Below are 16,946 nucleotides of genomic sequence, written 5' to 3' on the forward strand. Positions count from 1 at the left end.
AGGAGGGCATTTCATGACCAATCGAACTTTACAAAAGCTCCCCCATCTATTAGGTAAAGTGAATATCCAGGCGGCGGGAGTTCACAGTAAGATGCTCCTAGGAGACTTGAACGGAGACGGAAGGATGGAAATGGTATTGGTTCAGCCTGACAATCGGCAGGATGTCAGGTATATCCCTCACCAGGTACAATGCTTAACTGCGTTCGATTTGGAAGGAAACCTTCTATGGCAGACGGGCACTCCTTCTCCAGATGCAGGTAAACCAGGATCTGATTACCCAGCTCAGCTGTATGATATTGATGGGGATGGATGTTTGGAAGTGTTGTGCGTTATGAATGACAGTTTCCAAATTATCGATGGAGCAACGGGAATCGTTAAAAAGGTCTACGCGCTGCCCGATCCAGAGGCTCACGATTGCATCATTATTGCTAATCTCACTGGTGGAGATAGACCTAGCGATATTATTTTAAAAAACCGCTATTCGCAATTGTGGGCGATGGATCAGGAATTTAATTTGCTATGGACCTTTAAAGGAAATCCCGGCCATTTTCCATGGGTGTACGACTTGAACGGGGATGGGCACGATGAGGTGATGGCAGGTTATGATCTGTTGGATCATAAAGGCAAGATTGTGTGGTCATGCAAGGATTTAAAGGATCATGCAGACTGCATTTGGATCGGCGATGTCAACGGCGACGGACAACCCGAGCTGGTCATTGGAGGAAGTGTAACGGTCATGTACAATCGGGAGGGTACAGAGCTTTGGCGATACGATGGCTCAATAGAGTCTCAGCATGTGGCTTTAGGCAAATTTCGCCGCGATTTACCCGGTCTTCAAATTGCCGGGCTGGATCGGATCGTTCGCGGAGATCAAGGCTCTGATAAAGGCAAGGATGGATTGTTCCTGCTCGATTCTCAAGGGGAAGAGCTTTGGAAGGAAAATCGGAAGACCGATGGCTGGTTGACTATTATTGAGACGCTGCGCGGTTGGGATAATGAGCCAATGGATTATATTTTGGCTTACCGCAGAGGTGGAGGCGTTCATCCAAGCCTTTATGACGGACATATGAACCTAGTGACTGAATTTCCCGTTGACGGTTATGTGGTACATGCCGACTTGTTTAGCTCTGGAAATGAACAGGTTATTATATACGACGATGAAACGGCCCATATCTATTCAAACCAAGCTGGGGATATAACCGTGAAGCGAGCAGGAAAAGCTTTGTCGCAACCAAAGCGCCTGTACAGCTCGACGCTGTACCCGGGCGGAGAAGTGGAATGAATGCTTGAGAAAAAGTCACTGATTTTTGAACAAAATAAATGATATTTTAAAGGCGAGGAGTGCCGGACTTCATATATAATGTTCAATAATCAAATGGGCGGTGGTGAGGATGAGGTGATAAGAAGGCTAGGAGCGCGATTAAAAGCCGGTTTTCCATTAATGAACGGAAGCCGTAGAATGCATTATAGAAAAATATGGGCTATTATTTTACTTATCACAGGCATTCCGGGTTTAATAACGGGTTTGCTCATTTATTGGTTTGTAGGTGGAAGAATCGAAAATGAAATGGTGTCGCTTCATAAAAACCAAATTGTCCGCCGTGCGGAAAGCATCAATAGTCAGTTTGATAATTTGGAACTATTTTTGTCCCATTGGGCTTTTGATCCAAAGTTTGATTTCGCATTAAAGGAAGTTGATTTCTACCGTAATTTTCAAGTGACCAATGATATATCTAAAACGCTTGTCATTATGCAAGGCTCATTGCCATTAATAGATAATATAGAGTTTTATGTAAACGGTTCCATTCCTGTTCTGTTTCGCCCGAATTTTAACCGCATGGATCCGGATTCAATAGATTGGTTGAACACGATGGAGCTGATGAGAAAAGGTTCCTCCGTTTATTGGACCTTAATGCCTTCCCTGACGAGCTCGGGGAACCCCGATTTAACCATTGTGCATAAAATGCCCGGTGGAGCTTCAGAGCCATTTGCCCTGCTGCGTGCCCATATAAACCATGATCAAGTGCTTAATTTGTTGAAAACGCTAACCCCCTATGAGGGGGGGGAAGCTTTTCTCATGCAGGAGGATGGAACCGTATTGGCATCGACCGGCAGTGGCGAAACTACCCCTCTAATGGAAGTGCTGAAGAAGTATGTAAAAACTTCTAAGGGCAAAAACCAGACCTCCTTTCTAATGGAATGGGATCATATAACCTATTCGGTGTCCTTTGGGGGATTGGACCGAATTGGAGCGCAGTGGATTTATGTATCAGCCGCCCCCATCAATGCGATTACAAAGCCGGTTGTTTTTCTGTCTAAGTTGATTATCATGATAAGCTGTACGGGACTGCTTCTCGCGCTCTTACTCGCAAGTATCGCCTCACGGAAAATTTATTCTCCGCTGGATCGGCTGGTAAGGCTGCTGACCAGTGGAACGCCATCGAATGGGAGGGAAGATGAGTTTACTTTGATTGAAAGGGAGTGGCAGCATTTAACCCGAGAGAGACTCGCCCTTCAAAGAAAGCTCCAAAACCAGCTCCCCCAGGTACAGCAAGGCTTTCTTTATCAATTAACGCAAGGCTATTTGTCTTCCTACTCCGAGGAAGAGCTTCGTGAGAGAATGAGACAGTATGGGTGGATGGTTGATGAGCGAAGCTATCGGGTGCTTTTTATTCAGCTTACTGGAATGGCCCATGCCGGAAGGACGGGCAGATATTCCCTGGGTGACGAAGGGCTTGTTACGTTCGCAGCGGCGAATGTAGTAGAGGAAATGGCACGAGAGCAATTCGAAGAATGCCATGTCATCAACTTTCACGATTTAACGATGGGGCTGTTGCTCAGCATTCCGAGTGGAGAAGATATTTATTCCGACATCGATGAGTTGGGCAATACGTTGATCCAAGCAATTAATCGGATTCTGAAAATGAAAGTAACGCTATCCGTCGGAAGAATAAGTGAGCAGGTAAAGCAGATTCCTCTGTTGTTTGAAGAAACCAAGCTTGCGCTTAGTTTCCGGAGCATTTACGACGAGAATCAAATCATTGACCTTGAAGCGTTGAAGAGCAATGTTCAAGATCCAGGGTTTCAATATCCTTTTACATTGGAAAGAGAGATCATTCAAGCCATGCGAACAGGCAAGCTCGATGAGGCCGAGCAGCAGGTTCAAGCATTTCTTGAGGTTCTGGTACTGGAACGAGCCAAGGAACTTGATGTGCAGACCTGTGTTTTGAATTTATTAGGAAGTCTGGAGCATACCATTATGCAGGCCGGACTGAATCCCAATCAGCTATTTAAGTCGGTCAATCGCTTCGAGCAGCTATCGGTGATTCGGGAGCCAGAGCAGATCAAGCGTTGGTTTGTGGATAAAATCATTCATCCGTTCATGGCAGAAATGGAGCATCGTTCTGATTACAAGCTGAAAAAAGTAATCGAGCAAGCAATGACTTTTATTAACGCTAATTACATGAGGGATATTTCCTTGGATGATTGTGCAGAGCATTGCACAACCAATGTCTTCGTACTGAGTAGAACCTTCAAACAAGTATCAGGGAAAAATTTTATTGATTATCTAACTGAACTGCGGATGAGCAAAGCAAAAGATCTCCTTCGTGAGTCTGAACAGAGAATCAATGATATCGCGGAGCAGGTAGGCTATCAGCACAGTTATTTTAATCGGTTATTTAAGAAATATGAGGGCGTGACACCTAGCCAGTATCGTGAAACCAGCCGTAATGCGTAAGTCATCTATTTTCTAGGAGGTATGCAGCAATGCCCAAAATCGTAATGACTTTCCCTGAAGGAAAGCATAAAGTTCTAACCATGAGTTATGATGACGGTAAATCAGCAGATACTAGGCTTGTTGAGCTTTTTAACAAACATTTTGTAAAAGGCACCTTTCATATTAATTCAGGCTTGATTGGCTTGGAGGACCGGTTATCTCAAGAGGAAGTCGCAGAACGATACCAAGGTCATGAGGTCTCCGCTCATACGGTAACCCATCCAACGCTAGCAAGGTGCCCCAAAGAACAAATAGTGGATGAGATATTTCAAGACAGGATAAATTTAGAGCGAATTGTAGGCTATACAGTAAGAGGAATGTCTTATCCGAACGGTTCTTTTAATCAACAAATCAAAGAGATGCTCCCTATTCTAGGCATAGAATACGCAAGAGTAGTTGAAAGCACCGGTAATTTCTCTATGCCAGATAATTTATATGAGTGGAAACCCACCTGCCACCACAAAGCAAATCTAATGAAACTTGCAGAGGATTTCGTTAATTTGCAAAAGAAACAATATCTTTACATGATGTACGTATGGGGACATAGTTATGAGTTTGATTTAGATGGAAATTGGGGAGTAATGGAGGAATTTTGTAAGTATATCGGCAAGAGGGAAGATATATGGTATGCAACCAATATCGAGATTGTTGATTATTTGAAAGCCTTTCATAACCTGAAATTTTCCGCATCAGGTCATCTAGTATTCAACCCTAATGCGTCTTCCGTCTGGCTTCGTGTCGATAATGACATCCGCGAAGTGAAAGGCGGAAGTCAACTTTTATTCTGATAGAATCAGGGTTTCTCTGACAAACGAATTGAGCTGCTGCAGCAGCTCAATTTTTCAGTTAGATCACATAAATCGGATTATGCGATATTCATATTTCCCAATTTCTAATTTCCCTGGCTTTATTCCGGTTTGCGCCAATAGATCATACCCCTCCTGAGGAATAGTGACGCTGCCACCTTTACCATCCATATTAATGATGACCCATAGGTGATAACCATCACCTTGCCTTGGAGCGACAATAGTGCCTACAGTGACATCTGTTCTAAGCCTTACATGGGCATCAACGGCATAGTGGTCGATGAGTTTCTTTACCATCAGATCCCCCTCTTCACCCATTGGCATCGAACCGAGCATAACGATTTTTCCTTTACCGAGTTGATGCTCCGTAATAAAGGTTTTTCCTGGCGTTAACCCTTCCTCAAGGATCCCTATAGCTATGGCTTCCTTAGGTTCAAATACAGCACTCCACATCCCCAAAGGGGCGCTAACGCCAAATGCTTGTCCGATTGTACCTGTACCTTCCATTGGATACGTAAATAAGGTTTCGATACCTGCAAGATGCTCTAACTCGCCTAAAGCTGCATTTGTATGAATGGTATGGTTCTCTGTTCTGCCACCTGTAAGTGGACCAACCACCCAGATCCCGCCATTTTGGACGAAGGCTTGTGCCCGTTCTATATAATCGGATGATAAGTAATGAGTAAATGGCGTAAATAACAGTTTATACCCGTCAAGTTCCGCACCTTCTGGTATGACATCTCGATGAATGCCCATGGATAAAATCCGCTCATAAAAGGCGCTTACCAGACCCCGATGATTTAATTTTCGATGAGGCTCTGTTTGCAAAAATGCTTTCGATCGGTCCGAATAAGTCATCGCTACTTCAGCTTGAGAAGGTCTCGATGAAAGGATGATGGATTCAATTTCCTTTCTCGCTTGTTCAACTTCGAGTACATTCTGGAATCCTACGGTCGGTTTCCCCCATGCACTAATCACCGATCCATGAGGTTGTTCACATCCAGTTCGCTGCTGTCTCCACAGCCAATAGCAAAAAGCCTCTGCTCCTAATGCATATGCCGCCACAGCCTCGGCCTTTAAATATCCATTGGGGTGAGGCATGGCATAGCTTTCAAGTGATGCACTAAACGACGGACTTGTTTCCATAATCCAAAAATCTTTGCCTTTTTTAAAATTTCTCCACAAATCACAGTTGATTAAATAAGCGGGCGTATTATCGTAATTCGCATAAGTATCGAATGAAGCAAAGTCCAGGTTTTTAAACAATCGCTCATTATCTACATGAAAGGCAACACTGCTGTTATGGGTTATCGGTGCATCGGAATGCTGGCGGATGATATGAGCCTGTTCATCGGAAAACTCTGCAATTTTCTCCATGGAAAATAATTGGTACAGGGTACTTAATGAGGAATTATGCAAAAATGGCGCTGGTCCTGGCTGTGGGACTTGTTCAAACTCCAGGTAATATTCACTCCAGATTTGCGTTCCCCATGCTTCATTTAATCGATCAATGGACCCATAACGATTTTGTAACCATTGGTGCCATAAGCTTTTACATGTCTCACACATACACGCTGCTACATGTGCTTTAAATTCATTATCAATCTGCCAGCCAATAACACCTGACAAACTTCCAACCGCTTTTGCGATATGTTCTGTGATAATGGCTGCTCTTACTCGAAAGAACGCGTTATTCGTACAGACGTGCTGTCTGGAGCCATGACCCATTACTTTACCATTTCCGTCCACAAACATACGCTCTGGATGGCCATGTGATAACCAAATCGGAGGTGTGGGAGTAGGGGTGCACATGACGGTTTCAATACCGTTCTCATATAGCTTATTGATTGTGTCTACAAAAAAACGGATATCGATGTTTCCTTGTTCCTGTTCTAACGTTGACCAAGCAAATTCTCCCATCCGAACGACATTTATTCCTGCTTCTTTCATTAAACGGATATCTTGTTCAATAACTTGTTCATCATTCCAAAGCTCAGGATAATAAGCGGTTCCGTGGTATAATTTTTTGTCCATTTGACTCTCTCCATCCTTGTTGTTTTGATATTGACTATAATGAATCTTCCGTTTATAAACAATTGCATTTTTTTATTCGGATTGCACTTTTTTGCGGGGATCACCCTAATCTGTGTTGTTTGAGAAAATGAAGAGTTACAAAAATGTCTAATTGAAGTAAAACGCCGCAGGAGACACAATCAGGATACGAAGCGAAACGAATGAGGAGTGTAACTATGGAGCATACGAACGTAAGCAAAACAGTCCCTATTAAGAACGCGACATCTTATGGCAGATTGATCAGGCGCCTTCAAAGGGACAAATGGATGTACTTGCTTCTTTTGCCTGGAGTGTTGTATTTTCTCATTTTTAAGTACGTTCCTATGTGGGGAGTAGTTCTTGCTTTCAAGAACTATCAGCCTTTCTTGGGTTTTATGAAGAGCGAATGGGTGGGCTTGGAACACTTCCGAAATTTCTTCCAAAATCCTGATTTTGTGAAATTGTTGCGCAATACATTACTCCTTTCCTTATATAATTTGATATTCTTCTTTCCGGCTCCGATTATTCTAGCTCTGATGCTAAATGAAATACGAATTGCACTTTATAAGAAAGCAATTCAAACGTTGATCTACATACCTCACTTCATTTCTATGGTCATAGTAGCAAGTATCTCTTATGTTTTCTTGACAACAGAAGGTGGCGTTGTAAACGGGCTGCTGCAGCAGTATACAGGCCATAAAATCAATTTTTTGGCGGATCCCGAGTGGTTTAGGCCTATCATTATTCTTCAAACGATTTGGAAAGAGTGTGGATTTGGAACGATCATTTTCTTAGCCGCACTGGCTGGGGTTGATGCGGAGCAATATGAAGCTGCGATTGTGGATGGTGCTAACCGCTGGCGCCAGCTTTGGCACATTACGTTGCCTGCTATTAAAAGCACAATCATCATACTGTTGATTCTTAGAATGGGTGATGTGCTGGAAAACGGCTTCGAACAAATTTATTTGATGACAAACGCATTGAACCGCGATGTCGCAGATGTATTCGATACTTATGTGTACTTAATGGGTATTACCCAAGGAGCATTCAGCTACAGTACAGCAGTTGGTTTGTTTAAATCTTTGGTGGGAGTCTTCCTGGTATTTACGAGTAACTATTTGGCCAGAAGATTTGGCCAATCCGGCATTTATTGAGAAGAAGGGGGTTTGAATCTATTGGTAAGACATAAAAAAAGCATCTCTGGCTTCCTATTCGACGGTTTTAATTATGCATTCTTAGGGATATTTGCATTATGTACGATATTGCCTTTCATTTACGTTATTGCGGGTTCGTTTGCATCTGATGCAGAACTTACAGAGCGATCATTCTTTTTGATTCCCGAAACATTCTCTCTAGCAGGCTATACATTTATTTTCTCGACGGGTACGTTGTTTACAAGCATTGGTGTAACAATCTACATCACGGTCGTAGGGACCTTAGTTAACCTTCTCTTTACCGTCACAATGGCATACCCGTTAGCCCGCCGGAATCTGTGGGGCAGAAATACGGTGTTGAATCTAGTTGTATTTTCTATGCTTTTCTCCGGCGGCATGATTCCCACCTATCTCGTAGTGAAAGGCTTGGGGTTGCTGGATTCCTTCTGGTCTTTAATGCTTCCAGGTGCAATAAGTGCATTTAACATGATTGTCGTGAAGAACTTCTTCCAAGAGCTCCCTCCGGCTTTGGAGGAATCGGCCAAAATCGATGGTTGCACAGAGATCGGTGTGCTATGGCGAATTGTAATTCCATTATCTAAACCGGTTCTCGCTACGTTTGGGCTTTTCTACGCAGTCGGGCACTGGAATAGCTTTTTTTCTGCACTGCTGTACATCAACGATCCAACCAAATGGCCGCTGCAGGTTATGCTTAGACAAATTGTTTTGCTTTCCCAAGGAACGCTTGGCGATATGTCACAGTTGGATCCAAATTTCGTTCAGCCTCCGGATCAAACGGTCAAAATGGCAGTCATCGTAGTAGGCACACTTCCGATTCTGATGGTATATCCGTTCCTACAGAAGCACTTTGCTAAAGGGGTATTAATCGGATCCATCAAGGGCTAACCCAGTAGCTTTTCGCAATGCCGCAAGGTGATAGAGTAAGGCAGCGCGGATTTATTATAAGCTTGTACAATGAAGTTTAAAAACTAAGGGAGGCAAATTATCATGAAAAAGAATAACAAAGGAATGAAGCGTTGGGCGTCTAGCATTATAATGACTACATTAGCTTTGTCTGTTACGGCATGCTCCTCAGGCAGCGGTGGAAACGAGAAGCCTTCCGCTTCAGCTCCAGGCATTTCTGGAAGTCCGGCGAAAGAAGCTCCAATCGATATCAGTATCATGGCACCTATATTTAAAACAACTTTTCCGAAGGATGATAGCCCTGTAGCGGCAGAGCTTGAGAAATATACAAACGCTAATATTCACTTCGAATGGGCTCCAAACTCTTCCTACGGCGACAAATTTAACATCACGTTGGCATCAGGCAAGCTTCCTTCTATTATGGTTGCTACGGATAAAGGATCGAGCTTTATTAATGCGGCAAGAACAGGTGCTTTCTGGGAACTTGGACCTTATTTAAAAGATTATCCAAACCTTAGTAAAGCGAATCCTATCGTACTTAATAATACGACAATAGACGGCAAAATCTACGGAATATATCGCGGAAGAGCCCTGGGCAGAAACGCCATTGTATATCGTAAAGATTGGCTTGAAAACGTAGGTATGAAGCCGCCGCAATCCATTGATGATTTTTATAACATGCTGAAAGCGTTCACTTTAAACGATCCGGACAAAAACGGGAAAAACGATACCTATGGGATGGTTGTATCCAAATGGGCTGGAAGTTGGGCCGGTCCTCTTGATCAAATTTCCATTTGGTTCGGCGCTCCGAACAAATGGGGCGATGATGCCAGCGGCAAGCTTCAACCTGCATTTTTAACCAAAGAATATTTGGATGCACTCAAATTCATGAAAAAGCTGTATGATGAAAAATTGATCAACCAAGATTTCGCTGTCTTTGACACAGCCAAATACAATGATCCTATTTTCAACAGCCAAGCTGGCGTCATCGTTGATGTTGCGGACTCTGCAGCGCGTAATGAGGAGAAAATCCATCTTGCTATGGAAAAGGCTGGTAAGGACGATAAGAATAAGCAATATATGGATGTTATCGGTTCAGTAAGCGGTCCGAAAGGGCTGCGAGCTTTACCAACCTCCGGTTATGCAGGTATGGTGGCCATCTCTAAATCGAGCGTGAAAACGGAAAAAGAGCTTCGCCAAGTTCTTTCATTCCTTGATAAAATGAACGATGAGAAAGCACAAATCCTTGCGAGTAACGGGATTGAAGGAAAGCACTACAATAAAGTTGAAGGCGGTATCGAGTCTAGCAAAGATGCGGCATTGATGGAGTCCGAAGTGGAAGGCTTGAACCAGATACTGAACTTCCTTCCGGAAGATAAGTCGTTGCGCGTTGTACAGACACCGACACGGAAAAAGCAGGATCAGGTTCAAAAAGATAATGAGAAAATCGTTCTGGCTAACCCGGCTGAACCGTTAATCTCGAATGTATACACACAAAAAGGTCCGCAATTGGACAACATCATTAACGATGCACGTGTTAAATTTATTGTTGGTCAAATCGATGAAGCAGGCTTCAAAGCTGCGCTTGACCTTTGGAAGAAGAGTGGCGGCGACGATTATGTGAAAGAAATCAATGAACTTTACGTTAATATCAAAAAATAAAGGATCTAAATAACAAGGAAGCTAGCTGCTTCGTCAAGTGCACCCCTTATAGTAGACATTGGATAAACACCACTGGTGTTAAAACCGATGAGTGCTATAGGGGGTGCTCTTTTTAATGATGAAAACCTTCAATTAAAGTAGTGTTATGAATGGATAACACAGATGAATGCTATGATATAATGGAACACAGGAGGGGTGATATGGAAGCGCTTGCACTTCTGCTTTTTGAGCGTATGGGTATTCTGTTGATCGTAACATTTATCCTGACGCGAATTCCTATCGTTCGTCAGCTTCTGGACAGAAAAATCTCCGTTATGAATACGGTTTATTTCATCTGTTTATTTGGCCTGTTTGGCATTCTTGGCACCTATGCAGGTGTGGTGATCGAGGGGGGAGTTATCTCGTCTTCCTTTTGGATCTTTCCTCTGCAAGCCGATCAAGCATTAGCACATTCCGCTCTAGTTGGCGTTGTCATCGGAGGTTTAATGGGAGGTCCTATTGTGGGGATCGGTGCAGGTTTAATTACTGGAAGCCACTTATATGTGATGAGTGGATTTACAGGTTTGGCGGGCGGAATCGCCGCTCCTCTGACCGGATTATTAGCAGGCGGAGTGGCGAGATTCTTCTTGCAGGAACGGGTCATTTCTCCGGCTAAAGCCATTTTTATTGGCATGTTCGCGCCCATCGTGCAGATGGGAATCATCCTTATTGTATCAGCGCCATCCGAGAAAGCAATTGAACTTGTGGACTTGATCGGAATTCCGATGGTGCTTACGAATAGCATCTCCATCGCGATATTCACAACTATGCTGCGTGTTGTATTTCGGGAAGAGGAACGCGCTGTTGCTTATGAAACTCAGCGCGCCCTGCATATTGCAGAAGCTGCGCTGCCTCATCTGAAGCAGGGACTAACTTATCAATCCGCAGATGCGATTGCTAGGTTACTGCTAAGGGAGCTTAAGACGGCTGCGGTTGCTGTTACCGATACGGAGAACATTCTTGCTCACGCTGGGCTCGGTGATAGGATTCTCATACCCGGTGAGCCGATTCGCTCTGAGCTTTCGCGGCAAGCCATTGGCACAGGTATGCTGCGAATCGCTCTTAACCACGAGGATATCCAACCGAATCATAGATTGCTTAGAGCTGCGATCATAGTTCCGATCAAGCAGGCTGGACAAGTTGCTGGTTTGATCAAGCTATATTTTAAAAAACCACAGGAAATTCGTTCGGTTGAGATCGTACTTGCAGAAGGATTAGGCAAACTATTGTCTTATCAACTTAGTGTGGCTATGCATGAGAGTATGGAGGCATTAATGAAGGAATCCGAACTAAGGATCCTGCAGTCGCAAATCAATCCTCATTTCTTATTCAATACTTTGAACTCAATAGTCTCCCTGATTCGAATTGAGCCTGATATGGCAAGGCATATTACCATGCAGCTTAGTACTTATATGAGGCTTAACATCAAGCTTATTGCGTCTCATACCATTTCGATCCAACAGGAAATCATGCACCTTAACTCGTATTTGGAAATTATCCAGATTCGATTTAAGGATCAGATCACGATGGAAGTTCAGTTGGACTCTGATTTGCTGATAGCTATGATTCCTCCCGTTACGCTGCAGCCCTTGGTTGAGAACTGTATCAAACATGGATTGAAAGATAGGAATCACGGAGGGCGAATCCGAATAGAGGTGTTGAACCATGAGGATACTTTACAAATCTCAATCGAAGATAACGGAAGCGGCATACCTCCTGAATTGATAGAGCAACTAGGCAAAGGTCCGGCAAATAGCAGCGAGGGGAACGGGATTGGTGTTTACAATGTCAATCAACGGCTGATCGGCTTGTTTGGCGAGGAATCTCGACTTTTTATCGAAAATAATGTAAATGGCGGATGTAGATTTTCATTTAACATTCCAGGGACAAGTACCGAGAGGAGGGGATACGTAGGTGAGAACCATTAAGGTCATGATTGCTGAAGATGAGTGGTTAGCCCGTAAAGAGCTGATCTACCTGTTGGGGATGGAAGAGGATATAGAGCTGATGCCGCATGCCTCCAACGGTAAGGAGTTATTAGAGCTTGTAAATGAATGGGAGCCAGACGCTATATTTTTGGACATTCAAATGCCGGAATTAGATGGCATGCAAGCCGCCCGTATGCTGAAAACTGCTGCACAAGTGCCCCTAATTGTATTTACAACGGCCCACGATGATCATGCGGTTGAGGCGTTCGGGTTGAATGCTGTTGATTATTTACTTAAACCTTATAGTCATGAGCGTCTAAAGGAATCACTGGCACGGATTCGCAGCAAGCTTTCCAATAGCCCACTGACGACATCGCTGCCTAGCAAAATGCAATTTTCCTCCAAAGCAAGGAACTGGAATAAACTATTGATCATAGATGGGGAGAAGCATGTCCTGCTTGATCCTGAGACCATCCTTTATGCCGAGAGGGAAGAGAAAAGCATCCATATCTATACGTATTCCAATCAGATTTATATGTCCAAAATGAGCCTGCAGGAATTGGAAAATAAGCTCAGGGAATTACCTTTTTTTCGTCCTCATCGCAGTTATTTGGTTAATTTAAATGGTATCGATGAATTAGTACCGTGGTTCAATGGCGCTTTTAATTTGATTTTAAAAAATGAAAAAAGAACGCAAATACCCGTTTCGCGGGAGATGGCCAAAGAGCTATTTAGGCTGCTCAAATGAAAATGAAACCGTTTAAAGCTCCTTTTTAGGCAATTCAGACAGGAAATATGACGATTCGCGACAGTCTTAATACAAAGGGCAAAAATTCGCATATAATCAATTTGAAGACGCTTACATTAGGGGGGCTAAGCAAATGTCAAACGGCAAGCCTATTCAATATGGGGAAGTGGCACAGTCAGAAAAATTCAAGAAATTAATCGGCAGCAAAAAACGATTCATCATTCCGATGACAGTCTTTTTCCTCCTTTTTTACTTTACTCTACCCATCTTAACCTCTTACACCAAAGTATTGAATAATCCGGCAATCGGCCCTATTTCGTGGGCATGGGTGTACGCATTTGCCCAGTTTCTGATGACTTGGGCACTCTGTATCATTTACTCCAGGAAATCTAAGGAATTCGACCGACAAATTGAAGAAATAAAATCGGAAATGGGGGGTAATCCGTCATGAGTCCAACTGCCGTCATTCTATTTCTTTGCATTATTTTATTAACGATGATTATTACGTATATATGCAGCTAAGAAAACCGATAGCTCGAATGAGTTCTATACGGGTGGCGGAGGATTAACAGGGTGGCAGAACGGGCTTGCCATTGCCGGAGATTATATGTCGGCAGCATCTTTCTTGGGAATCGCAGGGACGATTGCCTTGACTGGATTTGATGGATTCTTCTACAGTCTAGGTTTTCTAGTTGCTTATCTTGTCGTCCTTTATTTAGTGGCGGAACCGCTTCGGAATTTAGGGAAATATACGATGGCGGATATGATCGCGGCCCGATTTGCTAATCAGAATGTTCGTGGGGTTGCCGCATTAAACACGATCACCATTTCCATCTTCTATATGATCGCGCAGCTTGTTGGTGCGGGTGCCTTGATCAAACTATTATTCGGCTTTAATTACTATACCTCTGTATTAATTGTGGGCATCCTGATGACCATCTATGTGGTATTTGGCGGAATGCGGGCCACGAGTTGGGTGCAAATTACGAAAGCTGTTCTTCTGATGGGTGGGACGCTGATCCTGTCACTTATCGTTCTAGCTAAGTTTAATTTCAGTATTTCCGAAATGTTTACCCAATTGAAAACTGCGACACCCTTGAAAGAGGCATTTCTAAATCCTGGTAACAAATATAAGATTCCGATTGAAACGCTCTCCCTCAACCTTGCACTGGTGCTCGGAACTGCCGGATTACCGCATATTCTTACTCGCTTTTATACCGTAAAAAATGCGGCTACGGCAAGAAGTTCGGTCGTCTCTGCAACATGGGTTATCGGTATTTTCTATGTCATGACCTTATTCCTTGGCTTTGGAGCTGCGGCATTTGTTGGCGCAAAAGATATTACAGCGATAGATAAAGGCGGAAACATGGCTGCGCCGCTATTGGCCAAAGCACTAGGCGGGGACTTCTTGTTTGCTTTTATTTCCGCAGTTGCTTTTGCCACGATATTAGCGGTAGTTACCGGATTGGTGCTTTCTGCTGCATCGGCCTTCTCCCATGATTTTTACGGTCAAATCGTTCGTAAAGGCAAAGCGACGGATAAGGAAGAATTGAAAATAGCCCGTTTCGCTTCGATTGGTGTAGCCATGCTCTCAATTATCTTGGCACTGTTTGCTCAAAAGCTCAATGTAGCATTCTTGGTATCCATTGCCTTCGCTGTTGCGGCGAGCGCTAATTTACCAGTCATTCTCTTCACCGTCTACTGGAAAAGGTTTAACACGACGGGCGCGATTGTCGGTATGTTAAGTGGACTATTAAGCTGTATCCTTCTTGTTGCTGTGGGCCCAAATATTTGGGGAGAGGCAGGGAAGGCGATTCTGGTTGGTAATCCGCTTATTAATTTGGCCAATCCTGGCATTATCTCCATTCCGCTTGGATTCCTTGGAGCCTATATCGGAACGATGCTTTCCACGCAAAGAGATGATGTCAAATATACGGAAATTAATGTAAAAGCAAACACGGGTATGTAAGCAGCCCCTTCTCTTGAACGCCAAGAAACATGCAGTCAGCCTTTCCTAAGGCTTGCTGCATGTTTTTACTTTTTTGTGGGCCTAAATATGCTATTCTTTTAGTAGTAAATAAAGAGCAGCCTAGGAAGGAATCGGGTCATTATGAATTTTTCCGCGTTTGTCTTTTTCGTGGCCGTAGTGATTGGAACGCTGGTTATTACGTACCATTCTGCTAAACGTACAATGAATACGAATGACTTTTACGTAGCTGGAAATCGACTTACTGGCTTGCAAAACGGGCTGGCCATTTCCGGTGATTATATGAGTGCCGCTTCTTTTCTTGGTATTACGGGGACCATTGCGATATATGGCTTTGATGGTTTTTTCTATTCAATAGGTTTTCTAGCATCCTACGTGATTGTACTCTATATAATCGCAGAACCGCTGCATAATCTGGGACGTTTTACGATGGCAGATGCAATCGCAGTGAGGTTTCAAGAGAAGAATCTTAGAGGTTGGATGGCGATTAACAATATTTTGATCACGATCTTTTATATGATTGCTCAGTTGGTTGGCGCAGGGGGTATCATTCATTTACTGCTAGGTGTGGAATATTCCTCTGCAATCCTTGCAGTCGGCAGCTTGATGACAATCTATGTGGCTTTTGGCGGTATGCTTGCCACTTCTTGGGTACAAATCATTAAGGCTATTTTACTCGTGTGCAGTACTTTTATGATCAGCCTGATGGTACTTTCCAGATTTAATTGGAATCTATTTGATCTGTATGCGTATGTTTCGCAAGCAACTCCGTTAAAGGAGAAATTTGTGCAGCCTGGGAATTTATTTTCGGGACCCTTGGATACGCTTTCCTTTAATCTGGCTTTGGTATTGGGGACAGCAGGGCTGCCGCACATCATCTCCAGATTCTATACAGTCAAGGAGGCGCAGACCGTCAGGTCTTCCGTCATTCATGCAACTTGGCTAATCGGTGCATTTTATGTAATGACCATCTTTCTTGGTTTTGGTGCTGCTGCCTTCGTTGATCGAACTTTATTATTGGGTGAGGATAATATGGCGGCACCTTTACTCGCAAAGGCGCTTGGCGGCGAATTTTGGATGGCGTTCATTTCAGCGGTTGCTTTTGCCACCATTCTGGCTGTTGTTTCTGGGTTGGTGCTAGCCGCAACGTCCGCTTTTTCGCATGATATTTACAGTAGTATACTGAAAAAGGGAAAAGCCACGGAGGCCCAGCAGATGCTGGTTGCCAAATGTTCGGCGGTAGTGGTCGGCGTATTGTCTATCGTACTTGCTTTAGGTGCGCAGCGGTTAAACGTAGCATTCCTTGTCTCGCTGGCTTTTGCGGTAGCCGCTTCCGCGAACTTGCCTCTGCTGCTGCTAACGTTGTACTGGCGCCGGTTCAATTCAACCGGTGCCATAATCGGGCTGTTAACGGGACTTATCGCTTCGATCTTGTTCGTGATTCTGAGTCCCAATGTAATGGATCCATCGTCTGGCTGGATTCGCCGTGAAGCACTGTTCCCTTTGAATAATCCAGGAATTGTTTCTATACCGCTTGGATTCCTTGGAGGGATTCTGGGTACCTTACTGACTTCGAAGAAGAATGATCCAGATCATTACGATAAGATGATGGTTCAATCCCAATTGGCACGGGTGGAATTGAGAGAATAGGTGTGGGAATGTGATTAGGACATAAAAAACTGCTTGAGTTGATCTCAGGCAGTTTTTTTATGTTTATTTTTTTACATGGACAATAATATCTTACACCATAACTATTTAATCATTTTGTGCAAATGATGGTCATTACATGAATGGTAAGGAAGCCGGTCCTGGGAATATAATCATAGAACGAAAGGATAAAATCATTATTTATATCAAATAGAGGAGAG

At 43.6% G+C, this 16,946-nt stretch carries 11 protein-coding genes and 1 pseudogene; 11 read left to right on the forward strand and 1 reads right to left on the reverse strand.

Annotated elements, in window-relative coordinates:
* Positions 1-13: 13 nt before the first annotated feature.
* From QFZ77_RS11760 to QFZ77_RS11770, 3 genes are all read left to right on the forward strand, one after another.
* The gene (locus QFZ77_RS11760; protein ID WP_307439627.1) at positions 14-1,282 is read left to right on the forward strand and encodes an FG-GAP-like repeat-containing protein; all 1,269 of its coding nucleotides are present in this window, start codon (positions 14-16) and stop codon (positions 1,280-1,282) included.
* A 177-nt stretch (positions 1,283-1,459) separates the two neighbouring features.
* The gene (locus tag QFZ77_RS11765) at positions 1,460-3,739 is read left to right on the forward strand and encodes a helix-turn-helix domain-containing protein (RefSeq protein ID WP_307439629.1); all 2,280 of its coding nucleotides are present in this window, start codon (positions 1,460-1,462) and stop codon (positions 3,737-3,739) included.
* 29 nt (positions 3,740-3,768) lie between these two features.
* The gene (locus QFZ77_RS11770; protein WP_307439631.1) at positions 3,769-4,566 is read left to right on the forward strand and encodes a polysaccharide deacetylase family protein; all 798 of its coding nucleotides are present in this window, start codon (positions 3,769-3,771) and stop codon (positions 4,564-4,566) included.
* A 63-nt stretch (positions 4,567-4,629) separates the two neighbouring features.
* On the opposite strand, the gene QFZ77_RS11775 is transcribed toward QFZ77_RS11770, so the two are convergent.
* Positions 4,630-6,618 (reverse strand): beta-galactosidase, encoded by a 1,989-nt coding sequence (locus QFZ77_RS11775; protein WP_307439633.1) that lies wholly within the window; start codon positions 6,616-6,618, stop codon positions 4,630-4,632.
* Between the two features lie 215 nt (positions 6,619-6,833).
* On the opposite strand from QFZ77_RS11775, the gene QFZ77_RS11780 reads away from it, so the two are divergent.
* The 8 genes and pseudogenes from QFZ77_RS11780 (at position 6,834) to QFZ77_RS11815 (ending at position 16,728) form a co-directional block, all read left to right on the forward strand.
* Complete coding sequence (locus tag QFZ77_RS11780) at positions 6,834-7,790, forward strand: ABC transporter permease (RefSeq protein WP_307439635.1); 957 nt, start codon at positions 6,834-6,836, stop codon at positions 7,788-7,790.
* A 21-nt stretch (positions 7,791-7,811) separates the two neighbouring features.
* Complete coding sequence (locus QFZ77_RS11785; RefSeq protein ID WP_307439637.1) at positions 7,812-8,696, forward strand: carbohydrate ABC transporter permease; 885 nt, start codon at positions 7,812-7,814, stop codon at positions 8,694-8,696.
* 102 nt (positions 8,697-8,798) lie between these two features.
* A complete protein-coding gene (locus QFZ77_RS11790; protein WP_307439639.1) occupies positions 8,799-10,376 on the forward strand; it encodes an extracellular solute-binding protein in 1,578 nt (525 codons plus the stop codon).
* 200 nt (positions 10,377-10,576) lie between these two features.
* Positions 10,577-12,343, forward strand: a complete 1,767-nt coding sequence (locus QFZ77_RS11795; RefSeq protein WP_307439641.1) for a LytS/YhcK type 5TM receptor domain-containing protein — start codon at positions 10,577-10,579, stop codon at positions 12,341-12,343.
* Positions 12,330-13,091: a LytR/AlgR family response regulator transcription factor gene (locus QFZ77_RS11800; RefSeq protein WP_307439643.1), complete on the forward strand. Its 762-nt coding sequence runs from the start codon at positions 12,330-12,332 to the stop codon at positions 13,089-13,091. The genes QFZ77_RS11795 and QFZ77_RS11800 overlap by 14 nt, the downstream gene beginning before the upstream one ends.
* A gap of 133 nt (positions 13,092-13,224) precedes the next feature.
* On the forward strand, positions 13,225-13,542 hold the full coding sequence (locus QFZ77_RS11805; protein ID WP_307439645.1) for a DUF485 domain-containing protein: 318 nt from the start codon (positions 13,225-13,227) through the stop codon (positions 13,540-13,542).
* A pseudogene (locus QFZ77_RS11810) lies at positions 13,539-15,060 on the forward strand (solute symporter family protein). Before QFZ77_RS11805 ends, QFZ77_RS11810 begins: the two are co-directional and overlap by 4 nt.
* A gap of 141 nt (positions 15,061-15,201) precedes the next feature.
* Positions 15,202-16,728: a solute symporter family protein gene (locus tag QFZ77_RS11815; protein WP_307439647.1), complete on the forward strand. Its 1,527-nt coding sequence runs from the start codon at positions 15,202-15,204 to the stop codon at positions 16,726-16,728.
* Positions 16,729-16,946 lie beyond the last annotated feature (218 nt).

Source organism: Paenibacillus sp. V4I3 (genome assembly GCF_030817215.1).
Lineage (GTDB): Bacteria > Bacillota > Bacilli > Paenibacillales > NBRC-103111 > Paenibacillus_E.

Coding starts and splice junctions, on each gene's coding strand:
- QFZ77_RS11765 (WP_307439629.1), top strand. CDS start 1,460: ATGCATTATAGAAAAATATGGGCTATTATTTTACTTATCACAGGCATT.
- QFZ77_RS11815 (WP_307439647.1), top strand. CDS start 15,202: ATGAATTTTTCCGCGTTTGTCTTTTTCGTGGCCGTAGTGATTGGAACG.
- QFZ77_RS11775 (WP_307439633.1), bottom strand. CDS start 6,618: ATGGACAAAAAATTATACCACGGAACCGCTTATTATCCTGAGCTTTGG.
- QFZ77_RS11760 (WP_307439627.1), top strand. CDS start 14: ATGACCAATCGAACTTTACAAAAGCTCCCCCATCTATTAGGTAAAGTG.
- QFZ77_RS11770 (WP_307439631.1), top strand. CDS start 3,769: ATGCCCAAAATCGTAATGACTTTCCCTGAAGGAAAGCATAAAGTTCTA.
- QFZ77_RS11790 (WP_307439639.1), top strand. CDS start 8,799: ATGAAAAAGAATAACAAAGGAATGAAGCGTTGGGCGTCTAGCATTATA.
- QFZ77_RS11780 (WP_307439635.1), top strand. CDS start 6,834: ATGGAGCATACGAACGTAAGCAAAACAGTCCCTATTAAGAACGCGACA.
- QFZ77_RS11795 (WP_307439641.1), top strand. CDS start 10,577: ATGGAAGCGCTTGCACTTCTGCTTTTTGAGCGTATGGGTATTCTGTTG.
- QFZ77_RS11805 (WP_307439645.1), top strand. CDS start 13,225: ATGTCAAACGGCAAGCCTATTCAATATGGGGAAGTGGCACAGTCAGAA.